The organism is Rhizobium sullae, assembly GCF_025200715.1.
Classification (GTDB): Bacteria; Pseudomonadota; Alphaproteobacteria; order Rhizobiales; family Rhizobiaceae; genus Rhizobium; species Rhizobium sullae.
On record NZ_CP104144.1, the window covers coordinates 1,845,533 to 1,861,822 of the forward strand.

The window sequence follows — 16,290 nt, forward strand, 5'->3', positions numbered from 1 at the left end:
TTCAGTTTCGGTCGCGAATATTGTAATAGGCCATGACGGACACGCCCCAAGCAAAAAGGCATCCTAAAAAGACGAGCGCAGACACCATGAGCCGGCTCGGGTGCTGTGCCTTTTCAGACAGTGTTGGCTGGATGAAGGCGGCCAAATATCGCTGCTGATTATTGGCATCGATGCGCGCTTTCTCGAGGCTAGCAAGAGAGCCGGTATAGGCCTTCTCGGCAAATTCCCGCTCAGTCTCGAGATCCTCATATTGCCGAATCCGGTTTGCAACATCGCTGCCGCCGGCTCCACCTGCCGTCCCGCTGCCGAAACGCTGTTTTTCCTGCGCCAACTGTTTTTCAAGACTGTCGATCTGTGTGGTGAGCACGCGCATGCGCGGTGAATCCGCTGCCATTCGCGTACGAGCGGTCATCAAATCGGTGTGAAGCTGGGTAAGCTGCTGTTCGAGGGAGGCAACTAGCTGGCCAGCCAGCTTTGCCGCTTCTACTGGATCGGCCTCCTGAGAGACATCGCGGAAATTGCGCAGGGCATTCCGCGCTGCAGACAGACGGCCTTCGGCGAGCGCCACTTCGTCTTGGGACGCTTTCAGAACACCATTTCTTGCCTTGAGCGAAAGATCATTGATAAGCCTCTCACTCTCGCCGATGATAACGGATGCGATTTTTTGGGCGTTTTGCGGATCGAAGGCCTTAACCGTCAGGTTGAGAATGGACGAGGTGTGATCGAAATCGACATGTACCATCTTTTTCCAATATTCGAGCCGCTCCTCAATCGGCAGGCCGGCGGCCATGCTGAAATAGAAGTCGGCGCCGTGGCGCGCAAAGGCGGCGTCGAGATCGACGGCCTTCTCGACGGCCTCGATCATCCGCTCGCTCTCGACGTAATCGAGGAGCATATATGAGTCCGCCCCGGTCGTGCTGCCGCCAGTACTTTGCGTAAACATGCCAAGGATATCGCTGCCTGCCTTGCCGTCGATGCTGCGTACGGCAAAGGCAGCCGAGCTATGATATTGGTCGGCTGCGACAAAGAACATGTAGAACGATGCAAGCACGGTCGGAAGCGCGACGGCCAACGCGAAGCTGCCGGCGATAATTAGATGCCGCAGCTTCAAATGCCCGACTTTCACAGAGCCGTGCAGGGGTTTCGTCTGATCGGGCTGCGGCGTCTCTGGTTTTGCGGGACGCACCTCGAATTTCAGCAGATTATCAAGCAAAGCAATGCTTGGCCGTTTAGCAAACGCCGGGAGCACGGCCGTCTTGCTCTCTGAACTTGGCGGATTCGCGCTTGTCATCAGTTGCCCTTCATGTTTCGCTCATGAACTCGAATAGCATCTTCCACATCATCGAAGTAGGTGAGTTTGCCATTTTCGAGAACCACACCACAATCACAGTACTCACGGATCGTGCTTGTGCTGTGGGAAACCATAATAACGTCAGAATCTTGCAATCGATGTTTGAAGACATCATGACATTTTTTTTTGAAGTTTGCATCGCCGACTGCAGTGATCTCGTCAACCAGATAATAATCGAAGTTGACGCCCATGCTGACACCAAAGGCTAGACGGGCCTTCATGCCGGAGGAATAAGTACCAACCGGGGCGTGGAAAAATGGGCCTAGCTCGGCAAAATCGATAACATAGTCAACCAGCTCTTCGGTATCGACACCGTAAATGCGCGCGACAAAACGAACATTCTGCTCGCCGGACATGTTTGGTTGAAAGCTACCTTGAAAACCGAGGGGCCAGGAAATCTTGCCTTGTCTTACTATGCGCCCCCGATCGAGCCGCAGTGAGCCCGCGATCAATTGCAAAAGCGTCGATTTTCCCGCACCGTTCCGGCCGAGCAGGCCGACACTCTTGCCACGCCTGATAACAAGGGAGGCGTTCTCGATGATTGGCTTCTTTACGCCCTTGGTCTTCACATATTTGGTCGCGCGTTCAAGTCTGATCATCGGCCTCTCGCCACTGCTGCGGAATTCGTGAAGACAAAGAGACCGCCGAATATCGCCGCAAAGACAACAGAATAAAGATAGAACATATCGAGTTCCGCCGCCCGGTATTGGGGGTAGAAGCCTTGGCGGAACAGCATGACCGCATGAACCAACGGATTAAAAAGTACGATTTCACGCATAGGACCCGGAAGCGCGTCGGGCAAGAAAAAAACGCCAGAGATCAGAAACATCGGTCGATTGACGATGTTGAAGACCTGTTCGTAGAATGGAAAACGTAAGAACATCACGGTGTTAAATATGCCCACCCCGAGACCCAACAATGTCGCGGCAAAGGCCGCCTCGAGGATCGCCGGCCAATAGAGCTCGGGAGGTTGATGCATTGTCATAATGATCGCGCCGAGAACACAGATGGCGACGAAGACCGTCGTAGCCGCCTGAAGGATATAACGAGCGACGATGGTATCGATCGGGGCGACATTTGGATAGCTGAGCAACGTCCGATTAGATTTGATAGCGCCGTTCAAAAAACCGCACATTGCGGCGTAAAACTGGAATGCAATATAGCCGGTTGCAAAAAACAGCGGAAAGCTTGTCCCGAGAGCCGGCAGTCTTGCGATTCCCATGAAGATCACCGACATGAAAGCGATGTGGGCCGCAGGGTCAAGGATCGCCCAGAGGTAGCCGCCGGGCTTGTTGCCAAAGCGGGTCGACATTTCGCGGATGACCAATGCGACAACAACGCGAATATGGGTCGTCATATAATACAAATTGGCGCCTCCGACCGAGCCGCTTCACCAGTCCGGCAGCAACATCATTCCCTTGCAGGTGAGAATTACCTAATCGGACCAGCTTAGTCCACCATTAATCAGATCAAACATGACGCGCAACAGGGCAATGGTCTTGTCGTTCAAACACGATTTTTCGAGCTCCAGCATGCATCTCGGCAATTGCCGTTCCAGTACTTCCCCCAATCGCAATGCTATTGCCGTTCTTGCTATCAATTTGACGAGCGCCCGCTTAACTCCAGAGCGGCTTCCGCAGCTCATCTATGCTAAAGCAAGAAGTCCGCGAGATCGAAGCCTCTCCAAATCTACTTGATGAACCGCACTTTGGCCGTCCTAAGCGCCAATGGGCGGGAGGTGAAAGGACCGGCCAAATGGCTTGAATTCGAAGCTCCGAAAGGCTGTCTTGGCGCGCGATGATGTGTATTCACACAAAGAAAAAGTCGTCACTGGAAAGGCCGCTGAGGGTCAGGCCTTTCAGCGTGACGATATTATTGATGTCATAGGTAATGACGGTGTCAGCCCCGACCTGGCTAGCCGACGAAACCACCGAGGTAAAGTCGTCGAAGATACTCGCGGCGAAACATATAAGGTCGTCCGACGCTGCAACAAAGTCTTCAACTATGTCCTTACCGAAATTTGCGAAGAAGACGAACGTATCGTCACCGGCCCCTCCGAGGAGCGTGTCATTTCCGCCGGCGCCACTGATCCGGTCGTTCCCGGTACCGCCATTGATACGATTGGAACTTTCATTGCCATAAAGGGTATCCGCCTGGCTCGAACCCATCAGGTTTTCAATCGAGGAATAGCTGTCTCCAGCAGCATCCCCGGTGTTCACCGAGCTGTTCAGCAAACTGACCTTAACGCCCGCAGTCGCGGTAGCATAGCCAGCGGTGTCGACGCCGCTTCCGCCAACAAGCTGGTCGGCGCCGGCGCCGCCGATCAACCAATCATTGCCTGCGCTGCCGTCGATACGGTTGGCGTCTGCATCGCCGTACAGCGTGTCGGCGAATGTCGAGCCAGCCAGGTTTTCAATCGAGGAATAGCTGTCTCCAGCAGCATCCCCGGTGTTCACCGAGCTGTTCAGCAAACTGACCTCAACGCCTGCAGTCGCGGTAGCATAGCCAGCGGTGTCGACGCCGCTTCCGCCAACAAGCTGGTCGGCGCCGGCGCCGCCGATCAACCAATCATTGCCTGCGCTGCCGTCGATACGGTTGGCGTCTGCATCGCCGTACAGCGTGTCGGCGAATGTCGAGCCGGCCAGGTTTTCAATCGAGGAATAGCTGTCTCCAGCAGCATCCCCGGTGTTCACCGAGCTGTTCAGCAAACTGACCTTAACGCCCGCAGTCGCGGTAGCATAGCCAGCGGTGTCGACGCCGCTTCCGCCAACAAGCTGGTCGGCGCCGGCGCCGCCGATCAACCAATCATTGCCTGCGCTGCCGTCGATACGGTTGGCGTCTGCATCGCCGTACAGCGTGTCGGCGAATGTCGAGCCGGCCAGGTTTTCAATCGAGGAATAGCTGTCTCCAGCAGCATCCCCGGTGTTCACCGAGCTGTTCAGCAAACTGACCTTAACGCCCGCAGTCGCGGTAGCATAGCCAGCGGTGTCGACGCCGCTTCCGCCAACAAGCTGGTCGGCGCCGGCGCCGCCGATCAACCAATCATTGCCTGCGCTGCCGTCGATACGGTTGGCGTCTGCATCGCCGTACAGCGTGTCGGCGAATGTCGAGCCGGCCAGGTTTTCAATCGAGGAATAGCTGTCTCCAGCAGCATCCCCGGTGTTCACCGAGCTGTTCAGCAAACTGACCTTAACGCCCGCAGTCGCGGTAGCATAGCCAGCGGTGTCGACGCCGCTTCCGCCAACAAGCTGGTCGGCGCCGGCGCCGCCGATCAACCAATCATTGCCTGCGCTGCCGTCGATACGGTTGGCGTCTGCATCGCCGTACAGCGTGTCGGCGAATGTCGAGCCGGCCAGGTTTTCAATCGAGGAATAGCTGTCTCCAGCAGCATCCCCGGTGTTCACCGAGCTGTTCAGCAAACTGACCTTAACGCCCGCAGTCGCGGTAGCATAGCCAGCGGTGTCGACGCCGCTTCCGCCAACAAGCTGGTCGGCGCCGGCGCCACCGATCAACCAATCATTGCCTGCACTGCCGTCAAGCGAATCATTTCCGGCATTGCCCCGAAGGGTATTGGCCATTTCGTTGCCGACAATGGTGTCGTTGCCGGAGCCTGCCTGAACATTCTCGATCAACGACGCAAGATTGTTGTGATAAAGAAGAGCGTTGAAAATGTTACCGCGAGCGTGGCCGCTATTCGGGCCACCGTTCAGATCGGCCAACTGGCCCTGGGAAAAGACCGAGTAGCCGCCTGGTCGCAGGTCGATTGTAAGGCGGGTGGTGTAGGCGCTCAGATCATAGGTGTCGACACCGCCGCCGTCCCAGATAGTTGCAAAGATCCTGTTGTCATCGGGCGTGATGGCCACGACGCCGTCGACATAGGTGACGCCTTCGTTCGGCTTCCACTTATAGATGGTATTGCCACTGTTGGTCGTATAGTCCGCACCATACATTTCCTGTAGGGCGGCGATGTCGAGCATCATGAAGGACTGTGGCGCGCCATTCTGCTCGTAATCGTAGCCATTTACGTCGTCTCCGATATACGTACGGTAAGTCATGATCGTATATTCGACAGAATCGTAGTTGCTGGGCACGACCGTCGGATTGCTATCCGGTTCGTGAGCATGTTTCAGGCCAAGAGCATGACCCAGTTCATGCGCCAACGTATGTCCTGCATAGTTGCCGAACTCCGGAAACCGATAATCACTTTCTGTGCCTGCATATTCCGTCCCGAACCAGACATCGCCACCCCAGCTATCTGTGCTTGGATAATAGGCTCCTGCCGTCGGGAGACTGGGGTCCGACGACTGAGCGAATCGCACCGATGCGGTGTCCACGTTCCCGACGGCAAAGTTGGCGTTAGTAAAGCCTTCTACAGAAAAACCGTCATTCGCCGTGTTTCCATAGGATTGCTCCATGAGGAACAAGGCAGCAGACTGCTGCTGTGAGGAAATTGAAGAGAAACTGTAGTCTTTCTCGCCATTGTACGAGTACGAGGTCGAGCTGGTGGGAAATGCATACGTTATCGTTCCGTCCCACGCATAACCGCTGAGAAGCCCGTCAATCCTCTGATCTCCAGTCAAGCTCACATTCTCTGTGGAAGTAATAATGCCCGTCATTAAATCCCCGCCCGCTCATTCTACTCTACCGTGCGTTATGTCGTTTCACCTCCCGACTCGCAAGAAGAAAATCGCGACCACTTCACGGCTAAAGGGGAAGAAACTATAAACTCGTGAACAGATTGAGGTTGGTTCGAATTCTACGCTTAGAGACCGCCCTCACTCGCCTTCAATGCCCGCGATCGCCGCAATAGCGGAATTCTCCAGCGCAGTTATTTAGGCATCTCGCTCCTTCGACCACAAAGCTCCGGCAGAACGATCCTTCTCAGGAGTGCCTCGAATGTGACCATCCCGGGGTCATCCAGACTTTGGCTTTTCTCGGGCCACATCCGTGCCCGACCCACACGGCATGGACGTCCCCTGAAACGCAAGAGCACCGCCTCTGCTGCCTCGACGGTAGCAGCCGCTATGTCGGGCCAACGTGCTAAGCCATCAATAGACGCCGCAACCGCATCGACGGAATCGATAATGGTCTTGTCACCGAGCCGCGATTTTCCAAGCTCCAGCATGGCATCGCGAGCGGACCTCAACAAAATCGCAGTCTCTGACGCCGGCAGTGGGTCGGTATGTGATCTTGTTTGTTGCGACATTGCAAAGAGGGCGGCGCTGAGAAGCGTGCCAAGGCTCGATCCTGTGCTTTCGCCCGCGGCCGAGGCAAGCGTGCCAAAGGCCTCAGTTAAGCTTGTGCCTCGGATATCGACGCCTGCGAGAGCCCTTAGCAGCCGTGTCAACATGGTTCCGGTGTCACCATCGCCCAATTCCCGGTCCGCAGCATTAAGCGGCTCTTCGAGAATTGTCATTGCGTTGGCAGCGCGTTGAAGAAGATGCCACAGGTCATTCGATGTGAGGCAAGTCATTGGACCCTCCAGAACGGGCAATTCGCCTGAGCTGCCAGCAGTTTCTCAAGCTCGTCAGTCAAGAAGCATAGGGTGATCGACAGACCGGCCATCTCCATTGAGGTGGCAAATGGACCGACCATGGGCATGACAACGTGAAGCCCCTGCTCCGCAAGGACTTTTCCAGCGCGCTGATAGGCGATGTACAGTTCCTCCAAAGGCGTTGCCCCAAGACCATTCACCATTACGGCCAGGCGACTGGAATCCGTCTCGTCAGGCCGCTCTTCGAGAAGTCGACTAATCATTTCGTCGACGAGCACGTTGGCAGACGCCATTGGCTTGCGCCACAGACCGGGCTCTCCGTGAATTCCAAGGCCAAGCTCAACTTCGTCATCGCCGAGCTCGAAAACTTCGCCGGTCGCCCCCGGCAAGCGGCAACCCTTCATTCCGAGGCCGATCGTCCGCGTGCGCGCCACCGTCCGCCGTGCAATCTCCGCAACGTCCTTCAAGCTCGCGCCGGCTTTTGCGGCGGCGCCCGCCGCTTTATAGGCGAACACGATGCCCGCAACGCCACGCCGCTTTGATATTTCCTCGCGGCTGGCGCTTGCTATGTCGTCGGTCGCAAGCACGGTCTCGATGTCATTTGCCGCGGCAAGCCTGCTCGCCATATCGAAGTTCATTCTGTCACCGCCATAGTTTCCGTAGAGGAGCAAAACTCCGCTGCCACCGTCGGCCAGGTTGATCGCATCGACGCAGGATTGCAGGTTTGGTCCTTCAAAGACGTTGCCGACGGCACAGCTGTCGGCAAAGCCGTCGCCGAGATAACCGGCAAACAAAGGCAGGTGCCCGGCACCGCCACCCGTTGCAATCCCCACACGCCCCTTTGAGACACCATCGCGGCGTGCAAGGGTGCGCCCGTGCTTCCCCTTCCTCACGATGTCCGGGTGAGCCATGACGAGTCCTGTCAACATGTCGTCGACGTAACTCTCCGGGGCGTTGATGAACTTCTTCATTTGCAGTCTCCGTATTTGACGACGCAGAGGCGATTATTGATTTTCGGGAAATCTCAGGCGGGCTTGGCGAGCAAATCTTGCCTTGATCGAGCGGTCTTCGACCCTTCCGCGCGCCTGGAAAGCCAACGTTCAAGGTTGCGGACGGCCAGAGATGCCGGCCAGGCGATGATGAAGTAGCCACACGCCGTCACGATAAAGATATGCAGAGGAAGAAAGCTCTCCGACATGATCGCGCGCGAGGTAAGCGTCAGTTCGGGCACGGCGATCAACGCGCAGATGGAGCTGTCCTTGAGAAGGGAAACCAGGTTGATGAGCAGCGGCGGAAGTACCTTACGGACCACCTGCGGCAGCAAAATGAGCCGGAACGTTTGCCAGGGTCTAAGACCGGATGCCATCGCTGCCTCTCTCTGACCAGAGGGGACCGCGGCGAAGCCAGCGCGAAACACTTCTGCGAGGTAGGCACTGTAGACGAGCGCGAGGCCGAGAATACCGGCCAGCAACGATGGAAGCGCAATGCCCGCTTCCGGAAGCGCGAAGTACAAAAGGTACAGGATGACGAGGATTGGCACTCCGCGCATGACCGAGACATAGGCGTCAGCACTCAGACGAAAGATCGGCGAGCGTCGCGTGCGGATAAACTCGATGGCGATTCCAAGCGGAAACGCCAGCAGGAAACCGCATATCGTCAGAATACAACTGACCCAACCAGCATCCAGCAGGCGCGGTCCCCAATCCGGGAAATTCTCAAATATGGTGCTGACAAACGAAATCATCTCAGTACGCCGTCCTCTGCTCGACCCAGCGGACTGCCTGGCCAAGGCTAAAAGTGATCACCAGGTAAACAAGAGCTGCACAGCCATAGACCAGCGTCGTCTGGAACGTCTCATTGACGAGTTGCCGGGCATTGAACATCACTTCCGGCGCCGCGATTGCTGCAACTAGAGATGTATCCTTGACGAGCGCGACCGCGTAGTTGCCGAGCGGCGCGAAGGCGATGCGCAGCCCCTGCGGCAGGATAACGAGGCGGAAGGCTTGAAGAGGCTTGAGGCCGATCGCGGCGGCGGCTTCGCGTTGCCCCTGGGGAACCGCCTGAAAACCAGCCCGAAATATATCGACGACCACCGCAGCACCGATCAGGCCTAACCCGACGATGGCAGCCGTCAGAGCCGGCAAACGCACTCCAACGGCGGCAAGACCGAAATAGAGCAGGAAAAGAAACGTGAGGCTCGGGATATTTCTCAAGAGCTCGACGTAAGAGCTGATCGCAAGATCGACATCGCGCCGCGGCCAGAGGTGACGGATCGCCGCTAGCGCCAATCCCAGTCCCACTGCAAGGACAAGGGCCCCGGCCGTCACCTCTAAGGTCACCATAACACCAGAACCTAGTGCCGCGACGATGCGGACAAGAAGATCATGATCCATCAGGCGACCTCCCGAAGGCCCATTGCCGAAAGAAATTGCTTCAGGCGTGGGTGCTGCGGCTGGTCGAGAAGCTGCGGCGCGGGGCCCTCCTCGATGATCACACCGCCATCCATGAACAAGATGCGATCAGCAACCTCGCGGGCAAAAGCGATCTCGTGGGTGATGAGCACCATCGACATGCCTTCGCGCGCAAGCTCCTTAATAACCGTCAAGACTTCGCCGACGAGCTCAGGATCGAGAGCCGACGTCGGTTCGTCGAAGAGCAGAAGCTTCGGCTGCTGAGCAAGCGAGCGGGCGATCGCTACTCGCTGCTGCTGGCCTCCCGATAGGCAATGGGGCATTTGTGATGCCTTTTCGCTCAGGTGCACTTTTGCGAGCACAGCGTCGCAAAGCTCCGCAGCCTGCTTGGAGGGCATCTTCCGAACCTTCCGAGGTTGCAACGTGATGTTCGACCGAACGTCGAGATGCGGCCAAAGATTGAAGCTCTGAAAGACCATTCCCATGTCGGCTCTTTGCGGAGCAAGCTCTGCATCGCTCATGCGCCGACCATCTTCGTGCTTGCCGATCAGTCGGCCTTCAAGCCGAATTTCGCCGCTTGAGGGAGGTTCCAGATAGTTGATCGCGCGAAGGCAGGTGGATTTTCCAGAACCACTCGGGCCGATGATCGCGATACATTCTCCCCGTGACAGTTCGAAGGACACGCCTTTGAGAACCGGAAAGCTGCCAAAGGACTTTTTGAGATTGGCGACTGAAAGCAGAACAGGGTTTTGCATGACTGCGACCTCAGGAGTTGCGATGAGCGGCTGGGCCGCTCATCAGCACTAAAGGAGCTGATCTCATTTGGAGCAACTCGGCGGCGTCCAGCCTTCCGGCCGATCGACCCCTACCCTGAAATTGTCGGGAGACGGGGTGTAGTTGGCGTCGTTGACGTTGCCATATCGTTTGCCGATGACCCGGACCTCGCAGCTTTCCCAAAGCTTGCGGATCTCGCCGCTCAGGGCGTCGGCAAGGGCCTGGTTGTCCTGGCTGAGGCCGAAGACGTATTGCCTGCCGATCCTGGTCAGCAGCGGAAAATCGGGATCGTTATCGGTGAACGGTTTGTTCGTCAGGCCCCAGCCGGGATTCATGGCAATCGCGTAGTCGATCACCGGCGGATCGCCGACCAGCGCGTCGATACGCCCGGCAAGAATGTCGCGGATCGCGGCGTCGGAGCTATCGTAAAGTGACAGCTGAAGACCGGTTATGCGGCGCAACTCCGGCAGAAAAGAAAATCCGGTGATTGAGCCGACTTTCTTCTGCTCCAAACTCTCAAGGCTATGCCACCCTGCATCTGTCTTACCGGTGATGCCGTTCCGGAAATAGCCTGTCGGGTCCGTCAAAGAGAGGGTTGCGGCACGTTGTTCCGTCCAGGCAACGTTTCCACCAATCAAGTCGACGCGGCCGGTCTGGACCGCGGCGATCGCGCCCGACCATTCCATGGGAACAGGTTTGACCGCCAGACCGAGGCGTTCGGCCGCGATCTGCAGGATCTCGCCATCATAGCCGACAAGCTTGCCGTCGCGCGCGACAAGCCCAGGCATATCGCCTGTGATGGCGACCGACAGCATCCCCGGCTCGCTCAATCTGTAGGCGGAGGTATCTGGACCGGCCACCGCGGGGACGGTAGCTGCAAGCGTGATCGTAATGATGGCCGGTAAGAGCTTTCTTGCAACGTTCATTGAAGTTCCCTTTCTTGGTTCTCTGTTTTGGTTAGATCGATGACGCGGCAGCCGATGACGGGACCGGATCGAAGCGGGCCAGTGACAGTCCGTCGATTGGTGTTGGTGAGGTGCCATCGAGGCAAAGTTCGGCAAGTACCGCACCGACGGCAGGGCCGAGCTGGAAGCCGTGACCGGAGAAGCCAAAGGCGTGGAACAAGCCCTCGGTTTTAGGGCTCTTCCCGACGACCGGTAGCCCATCCGGCATTCTGCCTTCGATACCTGTCCAAGTCCTGACCACGAGGACATTTGTAAGCTGCGGCACCATGGCGACTGCAGCGCGAGCAGCGTCCATGCTGACATCTGCGAGCGGCCGAGCCCGAAGACAGCCGGCGTCTGCGATACCGAGGCCGGCGCCGAATACGACGCTGCCGTTTTGGGTCTGGCGAAGGTAGATGGATCCACCGCAAATCCCGAGGTTCGGCCCGATCAGCGGCGCAACCGGTTCTGTCACGCACATGTTAGGCGCCATGACTTGCTCATCGACATCGTCGCTGAACCAGCGCGCGATCCTTGCGCCCCAAGCGCCGGCTGTATTGATCAAGCGGCGCGCCTTGATTGCTTGGGTTTCGCCTTTGACCGAAAGCCGAAATCCAGTGGCAACTTTCTCAGCCTGCTCCAGCTCACATTGCTCACGGACGATGGCACCCAGCTCCTTCGCTTTGCGCGCAAAGGCCGGCGCCACAAGCCTTGGATTTGCCTGTCCGTCCGCAGCACAGAGCGAGGCACCGCTATAGCCGCCGGCGAGATAGGGATAGCGGGACCGCAGGTCCGCAGCGCTCAGAATTTCGAGATCGATGCCGTGGTCCCGCGCAATATCGCGATAGGCAAGAAGGCTTTGCATGTCTGCGTCGTTGCGTGCGAGTTTCAGGTGCCCGGTAGCCGTGAACTCGCAGTCGCTCCCTACGAGCTCAGCCAATCTTCCCCAGATCCGCCGGCTTCGGCAGGCAAGCGGTAGCTCCGCTGGATGGCGGCCCTGTTGCCGGACGCCGCCATAGTTCACGCCGCTTGCCTGAGCGCCGCATCGTCCACGCTCCAGAAGAATCACAGATGCGCCCTTAAGTCGGGCATGCAAGGCGGCTGAGCAGCCTGCAAGGCCGCCGCCGACGATCGCGACGTCGAAGCTCGTCATCGACCACCTCCTGCAAGGATAGAGAGCGGAATCGGTTTCAGTGGCGCCTGGCCACGCAGGCGCCCAGGGGCAGAAATGTCCACACACGCCGTCGCGGCGATCAATTCACAGGCGGCCGTGCCGCAAAGGCGGCCTTGACAGCGCCCCATGCCCAAGCGGCTGAACGCCTTGATACGGTTGATGTCCCCCTCACCCGTTGTGGCCACGGTTTCGCGGATTTGCCCGGCCGTGATTCCCTCACAACGGCAGACGGTGGTTTGGTCAGAGATCGTGACGGCGAACTGGTGCGGGAAGGGAAAAAGATGCTCGTCGAGCGCACGCCTGAACGCGGATAATGAGTCGATCCTCCCGCGCAAGACTGCAGCCCGTTTTTGAGCGCCACGGCCAATGTCTTCGAGCAGACTTAATGCTGCGAGTTCTCCCTCCCATTCAGCAACCTCACTTCCACGAACAGCCGCCCCGTCGCCAGCGATGTAAACGTGCGGAACCGATGTTCGTCCCGCACCGTCGGTCACTGGCAACCATTGCCGCTGGTGACGATCGAAGTGAAACGAGAGCCCAAGCAGATCAGCGAGCTGCGTTTCCGCTCTCAAACCGTATCCAATCGCGACAGCATCACAGTCCAACTGCCGTTGTTGAGCACTTTGCTCATAGCGGATGCCGGTCACGCCACGATCGCTGGTGACGATTTCGATCGGCGCTATCGCTGTTTGGACCTTGACGCCCCTGAGAAGCAGCTGACCGACATAAAATAGCCCCCTGGAGAGGTTCGAGATATCGGTCAGCAGAGCTGGAAGTGCCATGATCTTGGAAAATGGCCTGCTTGAGTCCAGAACGGCTACGACCTTCGCGCCAGCCTTCGCATATTGGTATGCTACGAGATAAAGGAGCGGACCTGTCCCGATGAAGACGATGCGTCGACCGATGACGTTGGCCTGCGCCTTCAACGCGATCTGCGCTGCACCGAGACTGAAGGCGCCCGGCGCCGTCCAACCCTGAATGGGGATGATCCTGTCCATAGCGCCGGTGGCGAGGAGAATCCGCCCGAACGGTATGCTTTTCAGGGTCCCGGCGGTCGAGAGATGAAGTCTTCTGTCCTCAATCGACCAGACGAATGTCTCTGCTTGATATTCGATCGATGGCGCAATTGCCTCGAACGTCGACTTCAGCCGGCGGGCCCGGGACGCGTCGAAACCGTAAAGCTGCGTTTCGCTCCGGGCAAATGCTGGAGGCGGACGACGAAAGATCTGTCCGCCTGGACAGGCATTTTCGTCGATCACGAGCGGCCGCTCGCCGGCCCCGGCGAGCGTTTTTGCCGCGCTGATCCCGGCGGGGCCGGCTCCAATAATCACGATTGGGTCATCTGAGTTCATCGCACGCTCCCCGGCTGGGATGTCGCGAGACGCATGCCCGGCGTAACGCGTTCGGTGCAGGCACGGACGCGCTCCCCGGATACGTGCCAGAGCCAGCAGTCCTGGCAGGCGCCCATAAGGCAAAAGCCTGCGCGTCTCTCGGACCTGAACTCAAAATGGCGGACGAAGCCCTTCCCCGATAGCAGCGCCGACAGGATCGTCTCGCCTTCATAGGCGTCGACAGGATGGCCATCGACCTGGACGATGAATCTCTCGCGGATAACGTGTGGCAGTCTTTGAAACATTTGCGGAGCCTTTTCGGTGGTCCGTCGATAATGAATGTGCTTCAAAGATATTTTCCCATATTGTGGATGTCAATTACACACACTATCGTATAATGGTGAGATAAATCATGACGTGCCTTAAACTTAGGCACGCCTTCAGGTAGTATTTAAGAGGGAGTGTTCATTGAAAATGATTGTCACGGAGTTGGCGGAGTTCTGCCATGCCACCACCACGGCACCTGATGCATTCAACGCCGCGCAAAAGGCGCTGCTGGACCTGATAGGCGTCGCCGCCGCCGGAGCTTCCACCCCGGCCGGATCGGCGTCTCGCGATGCGGCGCGGGAATTATGGGGAGAAGGACCAGCGGGCCTATGGTTTTCCACGCGACGCTTGCCGACAGCCGGTGCGGCCTTCGCGAATTCCACCTATGCCGCTGCGCTGGACCTCGACGATGGCCATCGAGGGGCAGCAGGACATCCGGGCGCTGCGATCATTCCAGCCGTGCTTTCGGTTGGCGAGACCGTTGCCTGCAATGCAGATCAGCTTCTCACTGCTATTGCGCTCGGCTATGAGGTTGCCATCAGGGTTGCTGCGTCTCGAAATATCGGCGGCCTGCGCACAACCGACAGCGGCCTTTGGTGCGGTTATGGTGTCGCGGCGGCCGCTGCCTGGCTTCAAAGTCTTCCTGCATCGTCGATCGCCCATGCCATGGCAATTGCCGGACAGACGTCGACCAGCCAATCCGCAACCGGCTGGACGCGCTCTGGTCACACCGTCAAAGAGGGCATTCCGTGGGCCACTGCCAACGCATTGAAAGCGGTCGCATTGGCAGCTCATGGCCATCGAGGACCGTTGGACATCCTTGACGAACCGGCACAATATGATCACTTGAAGCTCACCGGTCGGCTCGGGCGGGACTGGACCATAGGTCAGGTCTATTTCAAGCGGTATAGCTGCTGCCGCTGGGCGCACGCAGCGATCGATGCGGCACTTGAAATCAAGCGGACGCATTCATTGGCGTCTGAAAATATCAAGGCGATAACCGTCGAAACATTCGAACGCGCATTGACGCTTCCGAACCAATGTGAACCGGAAACGAACGAAGCGGCACAATATAGCATTCCATTCTGTATCGCGCTCGCGCTGGTTCACGGTCCCGTGTCTCTGTTGCCACTTGACGACCGCCACCTGGTTGACGACCAAGTGTTGGCGCTTTCGCGAAAAGTCCGGCTGACCGCAGCGGAAGACTACAGCCGATCCTTTCCCGAGTCGACGCCGTCGCGTGTGACTCTGACGACAAGCGTCGGTCAATATACTCAAGAGGTTATCACGCCACTCGGCGAACCGGCAAACCCACTCTTACTGGCAGACCTGGAGGCAAAATTCGATCATCTGAGCCATCTATCACCAGCGCGCCCTGGTCAAATGCAGATTATCAAACAAGCCATAGCCGCCTTAGATGCCAGTGCGAACCTGAAGGAGCTATTCGCGGCACTCGAGTTCGCGTTGTAGTTTTGCGCGCCGAGCCGCTTTTGCTATAGGAGTCAAGAAGACATCATCGGACGAGGATAGCATGGCAAAGGAAGAGGTCGCGGCAACGGGTACACAACTACTCGACAGGGGCGTCGCGATCTTGAAGTTCCTTGGTGATGCCGGCCAATCCGGTGCAAATATGGCGACGATAGCGGAGGTCATGGGACTGAAGCAGTCGACGGCCCACCGCATTGTCAGCGCCTTGGAACGGCATGGCCTCATCGAGCGTGAGCGGGAGACGCGCCGTTACCGCCTCGGTCTCGCGCTTTTTGCCCTAGGAGCGACCGCAGCGGATGGAACCGGACTGCGCAAGGTCGCGCGCCCGGCGCTCATGCGCCTGTCGGCAGCCACGGGGGATTCGGTCTTCCTAATGGCGCGGGCGGGTTTTAATACCATCTGTGTCGATCGCCAGCAGGGAACCTACGTCATCGACAGCCTGACCGGTCACATCGGCGGGCAGATCCCGATGGGCGTCGGCCCGGCGAGCCAGGCGATCCTGGCCTTCCTGCCGCCACCGGAAGCTGATGTGGTCATTGCGACCAATGCGCCGCTTTATGGTCATTACAGCCATTTAAGCGTGGCTAAGGTGCGGGAAGTGCTGGTGGCAATTCGGAAGCAAGGTTACTCGGTCGACCAAGGGGAGCTTGTGGCCGGCATCTCGGCAATTGCCGTTCCCATACTTCCCCCTAAGCGCGACGCAGTTGCAGCTCTTGCCATCAATTTGACGAGCGCCCGTTTAACTCCGGAGCGGCTCCCGCAGCTCGTCAATATGCTAAAGCAAGAAGTCCGTGAGATCGAAGCCTCGCTAAATCCGCTTGATGAACCCTATTTCGGCGGTGCCGAAGCGCCAATGGGCGGAAGGTGAGAGAATCGGACGAGGTTTCACGGGTTGCATGCAGCCATACGGACCAGTTACGGCATTTGCTGCTGTCTAGTTTTCAGGTTGCATTAAATATGCGATTCTCGTAAAGAGTTTATATGCGCAACAACCCA

General features: G+C 57.8%; 15 protein-coding genes. 2 read left to right on the top strand and 13 right to left on the bottom strand.

Features of this window, described 5'->3' with window-relative positions; translation table 11 throughout:
- Window position 1: 1 nt before the first annotated feature.
- The 13 genes from N2599_RS29480 to N2599_RS29540 all read right to left on the bottom strand — a co-directional run bounded on the left by N2599_RS29480 (window position 2) and on the right by N2599_RS29540 (window position 13,784).
- Entirely contained in the window at window positions 2-1,291 is a 1,290-nt protein-coding gene (locus N2599_RS29480) for a KpsE/RkpR family capsule polysaccharide export protein (RefSeq protein WP_037143315.1), read from the bottom strand.
- Complete coding sequence (locus N2599_RS29485; RefSeq protein WP_027512733.1) at window positions 1,291-1,950, bottom strand: ABC transporter ATP-binding protein; 660 nt, start codon at window positions 1,948-1,950, stop codon at window positions 1,291-1,293. Before N2599_RS29485 ends, N2599_RS29480 begins: the two co-directional genes overlap by 1 nt.
- Complete coding sequence (locus tag N2599_RS29490; RefSeq protein ID WP_027512732.1) at window positions 1,947-2,717, bottom strand: ABC transporter permease; 771 nt, start codon at window positions 2,715-2,717, stop codon at window positions 1,947-1,949. The genes N2599_RS29485 and N2599_RS29490 overlap by 4 nt, the downstream gene beginning before the upstream one ends.
- Window positions 2,718-3,159: 442 nt before the next feature.
- Window positions 3,160-5,967, bottom strand: a complete 2,808-nt coding sequence (locus N2599_RS29495) for a M10 family metallopeptidase C-terminal domain-containing protein (protein ID WP_260308493.1) — start codon at window positions 5,965-5,967, stop codon at window positions 3,160-3,162.
- 212 nt (window positions 5,968-6,179) lie between these two features.
- On the bottom strand, window positions 6,180-6,824 hold the full coding sequence (locus tag N2599_RS29500; protein ID WP_051336772.1) for a DAK2 domain-containing protein: 645 nt from the start codon (window positions 6,822-6,824) through the stop codon (window positions 6,180-6,182).
- Window positions 6,821-7,816, bottom strand: coding sequence for a dihydroxyacetone kinase subunit DhaK (locus N2599_RS29505; protein WP_027512846.1), 996 nt, complete (start codon window positions 7,814-7,816; stop codon window positions 6,821-6,823). The genes N2599_RS29500 and N2599_RS29505 overlap by 4 nt, the downstream gene beginning before the upstream one ends.
- Before the next feature lie 53 nt (window positions 7,817-7,869).
- The gene (locus tag N2599_RS29510) at window positions 7,870-8,589 is read right to left on the bottom strand and encodes an amino acid ABC transporter permease (RefSeq protein ID WP_027512845.1); all 720 of its coding nucleotides are present in this window, start codon (window positions 8,587-8,589) and stop codon (window positions 7,870-7,872) included.
- A 1-nt stretch (window position 8,590) separates the two neighbouring features.
- Complete coding sequence (locus N2599_RS29515) at window positions 8,591-9,238, bottom strand: amino acid ABC transporter permease (RefSeq protein WP_027512844.1); 648 nt, start codon at window positions 9,236-9,238, stop codon at window positions 8,591-8,593.
- The gene (locus N2599_RS29520; protein ID WP_027512843.1) at window positions 9,238-10,011 is read right to left on the bottom strand and encodes an amino acid ABC transporter ATP-binding protein; all 774 of its coding nucleotides are present in this window, start codon (window positions 10,009-10,011) and stop codon (window positions 9,238-9,240) included. Before N2599_RS29520 ends, N2599_RS29515 begins: the two co-directional genes overlap by 1 nt.
- Window positions 10,012-10,074: 63 nt before the next feature.
- Window positions 10,075-10,956 (bottom strand): substrate-binding periplasmic protein, encoded by an 882-nt coding sequence (locus N2599_RS29525; protein WP_027512842.1) that lies wholly within the window; start codon window positions 10,954-10,956, stop codon window positions 10,075-10,077.
- Between the two features lie 31 nt (window positions 10,957-10,987).
- A complete protein-coding gene (locus tag N2599_RS29530) occupies window positions 10,988-12,127 on the bottom strand; it encodes an NAD(P)/FAD-dependent oxidoreductase (RefSeq protein WP_037143379.1) in 1,140 nt (379 codons plus the stop codon).
- Window positions 12,124-13,500, bottom strand: a complete 1,377-nt coding sequence (locus tag N2599_RS29535; RefSeq protein ID WP_027512841.1) for an FAD/NAD(P)-dependent oxidoreductase — start codon at window positions 13,498-13,500, stop codon at window positions 12,124-12,126. Before N2599_RS29535 ends, N2599_RS29530 begins: the two co-directional genes overlap by 4 nt.
- Complete coding sequence (locus N2599_RS29540; RefSeq protein ID WP_051336777.1) at window positions 13,497-13,784, bottom strand: (2Fe-2S)-binding protein; 288 nt, start codon at window positions 13,782-13,784, stop codon at window positions 13,497-13,499. The genes N2599_RS29535 and N2599_RS29540 overlap by 4 nt, the downstream gene beginning before the upstream one ends.
- Window positions 13,785-13,953: 169 nt before the next feature.
- Between N2599_RS29540 and N2599_RS29545 the strand changes: the two genes are divergently transcribed.
- Complete coding sequence (locus tag N2599_RS29545; protein ID WP_084606634.1) at window positions 13,954-15,276, top strand: MmgE/PrpD family protein; 1,323 nt, start codon at window positions 13,954-13,956, stop codon at window positions 15,274-15,276.
- Window positions 15,277-15,337: 61 nt separating this feature from the next.
- The gene (locus tag N2599_RS29550) at window positions 15,338-16,162 is read left to right on the top strand and encodes an IclR family transcriptional regulator (protein ID WP_051336771.1); all 825 of its coding nucleotides are present in this window, start codon (window positions 15,338-15,340) and stop codon (window positions 16,160-16,162) included.
- The last annotated feature ends 128 nt before the right edge of the window (window positions 16,163-16,290 follow it).

What these genes read in the sequence shown, in the direction of transcription:
- N2599_RS29535 (WP_027512841.1), bottom strand. Translation starts at nt 13,500, where the DNA reads ATGAACTCAGATGACCCAATCGTGATTATTGGAGCCGGCCCCGCCGGG.
- N2599_RS29510 (WP_027512845.1), bottom strand. Translation starts at nt 8,589, where the DNA reads ATGATTTCGTTTGTCAGCACCATATTTGAGAATTTCCCGGATTGGGGA.
- N2599_RS29505 (WP_027512846.1), bottom strand. Translation starts at nt 7,816, where the DNA reads ATGAAGAAGTTCATCAACGCCCCGGAGAGTTACGTCGACGACATGTTG.
- N2599_RS29515 (WP_027512844.1), bottom strand. Translation starts at nt 9,238, where the DNA reads ATGGATCATGATCTTCTTGTCCGCATCGTCGCGGCACTAGGTTCTGGT.
- N2599_RS29485 (WP_027512733.1), bottom strand. Translation starts at nt 1,950, where the DNA reads ATGATCAGACTTGAACGCGCGACCAAATATGTGAAGACCAAGGGCGTA.
- N2599_RS29530 (WP_037143379.1), bottom strand. Translation starts at nt 12,127, where the DNA reads ATGACGAGCTTCGACGTCGCGATCGTCGGCGGCGGCCTTGCAGGCTGC.
- N2599_RS29550 (WP_051336771.1), top strand. Translation starts at nt 15,338, where the DNA reads ATGGCAAAGGAAGAGGTCGCGGCAACGGGTACACAACTACTCGACAGG.
- N2599_RS29540 (WP_051336777.1), bottom strand. Translation starts at nt 13,784, where the DNA reads ATGTTTCAAAGACTGCCACACGTTATCCGCGAGAGATTCATCGTCCAG.
- N2599_RS29520 (WP_027512843.1), bottom strand. Translation starts at nt 10,011, where the DNA reads ATGCAAAACCCTGTTCTGCTTTCAGTCGCCAATCTCAAAAAGTCCTTT.
- N2599_RS29545 (WP_084606634.1), top strand. Translation starts at nt 13,954, where the DNA reads ATGATTGTCACGGAGTTGGCGGAGTTCTGCCATGCCACCACCACGGCA.
- N2599_RS29480 (WP_037143315.1), bottom strand. Translation starts at nt 1,291, where the DNA reads ATGACAAGCGCGAATCCGCCAAGTTCAGAGAGCAAGACGGCCGTGCTC.
- N2599_RS29500 (WP_051336772.1), bottom strand. Translation starts at nt 6,824, where the DNA reads ATGACTTGCCTCACATCGAATGACCTGTGGCATCTTCTTCAACGCGCT.
- N2599_RS29495 (WP_260308493.1), bottom strand. Translation starts at nt 5,967, where the DNA reads ATGACGGGCATTATTACTTCCACAGAGAATGTGAGCTTGACTGGAGAT.
- N2599_RS29525 (WP_027512842.1), bottom strand. Translation starts at nt 10,956, where the DNA reads ATGAACGTTGCAAGAAAGCTCTTACCGGCCATCATTACGATCACGCTT.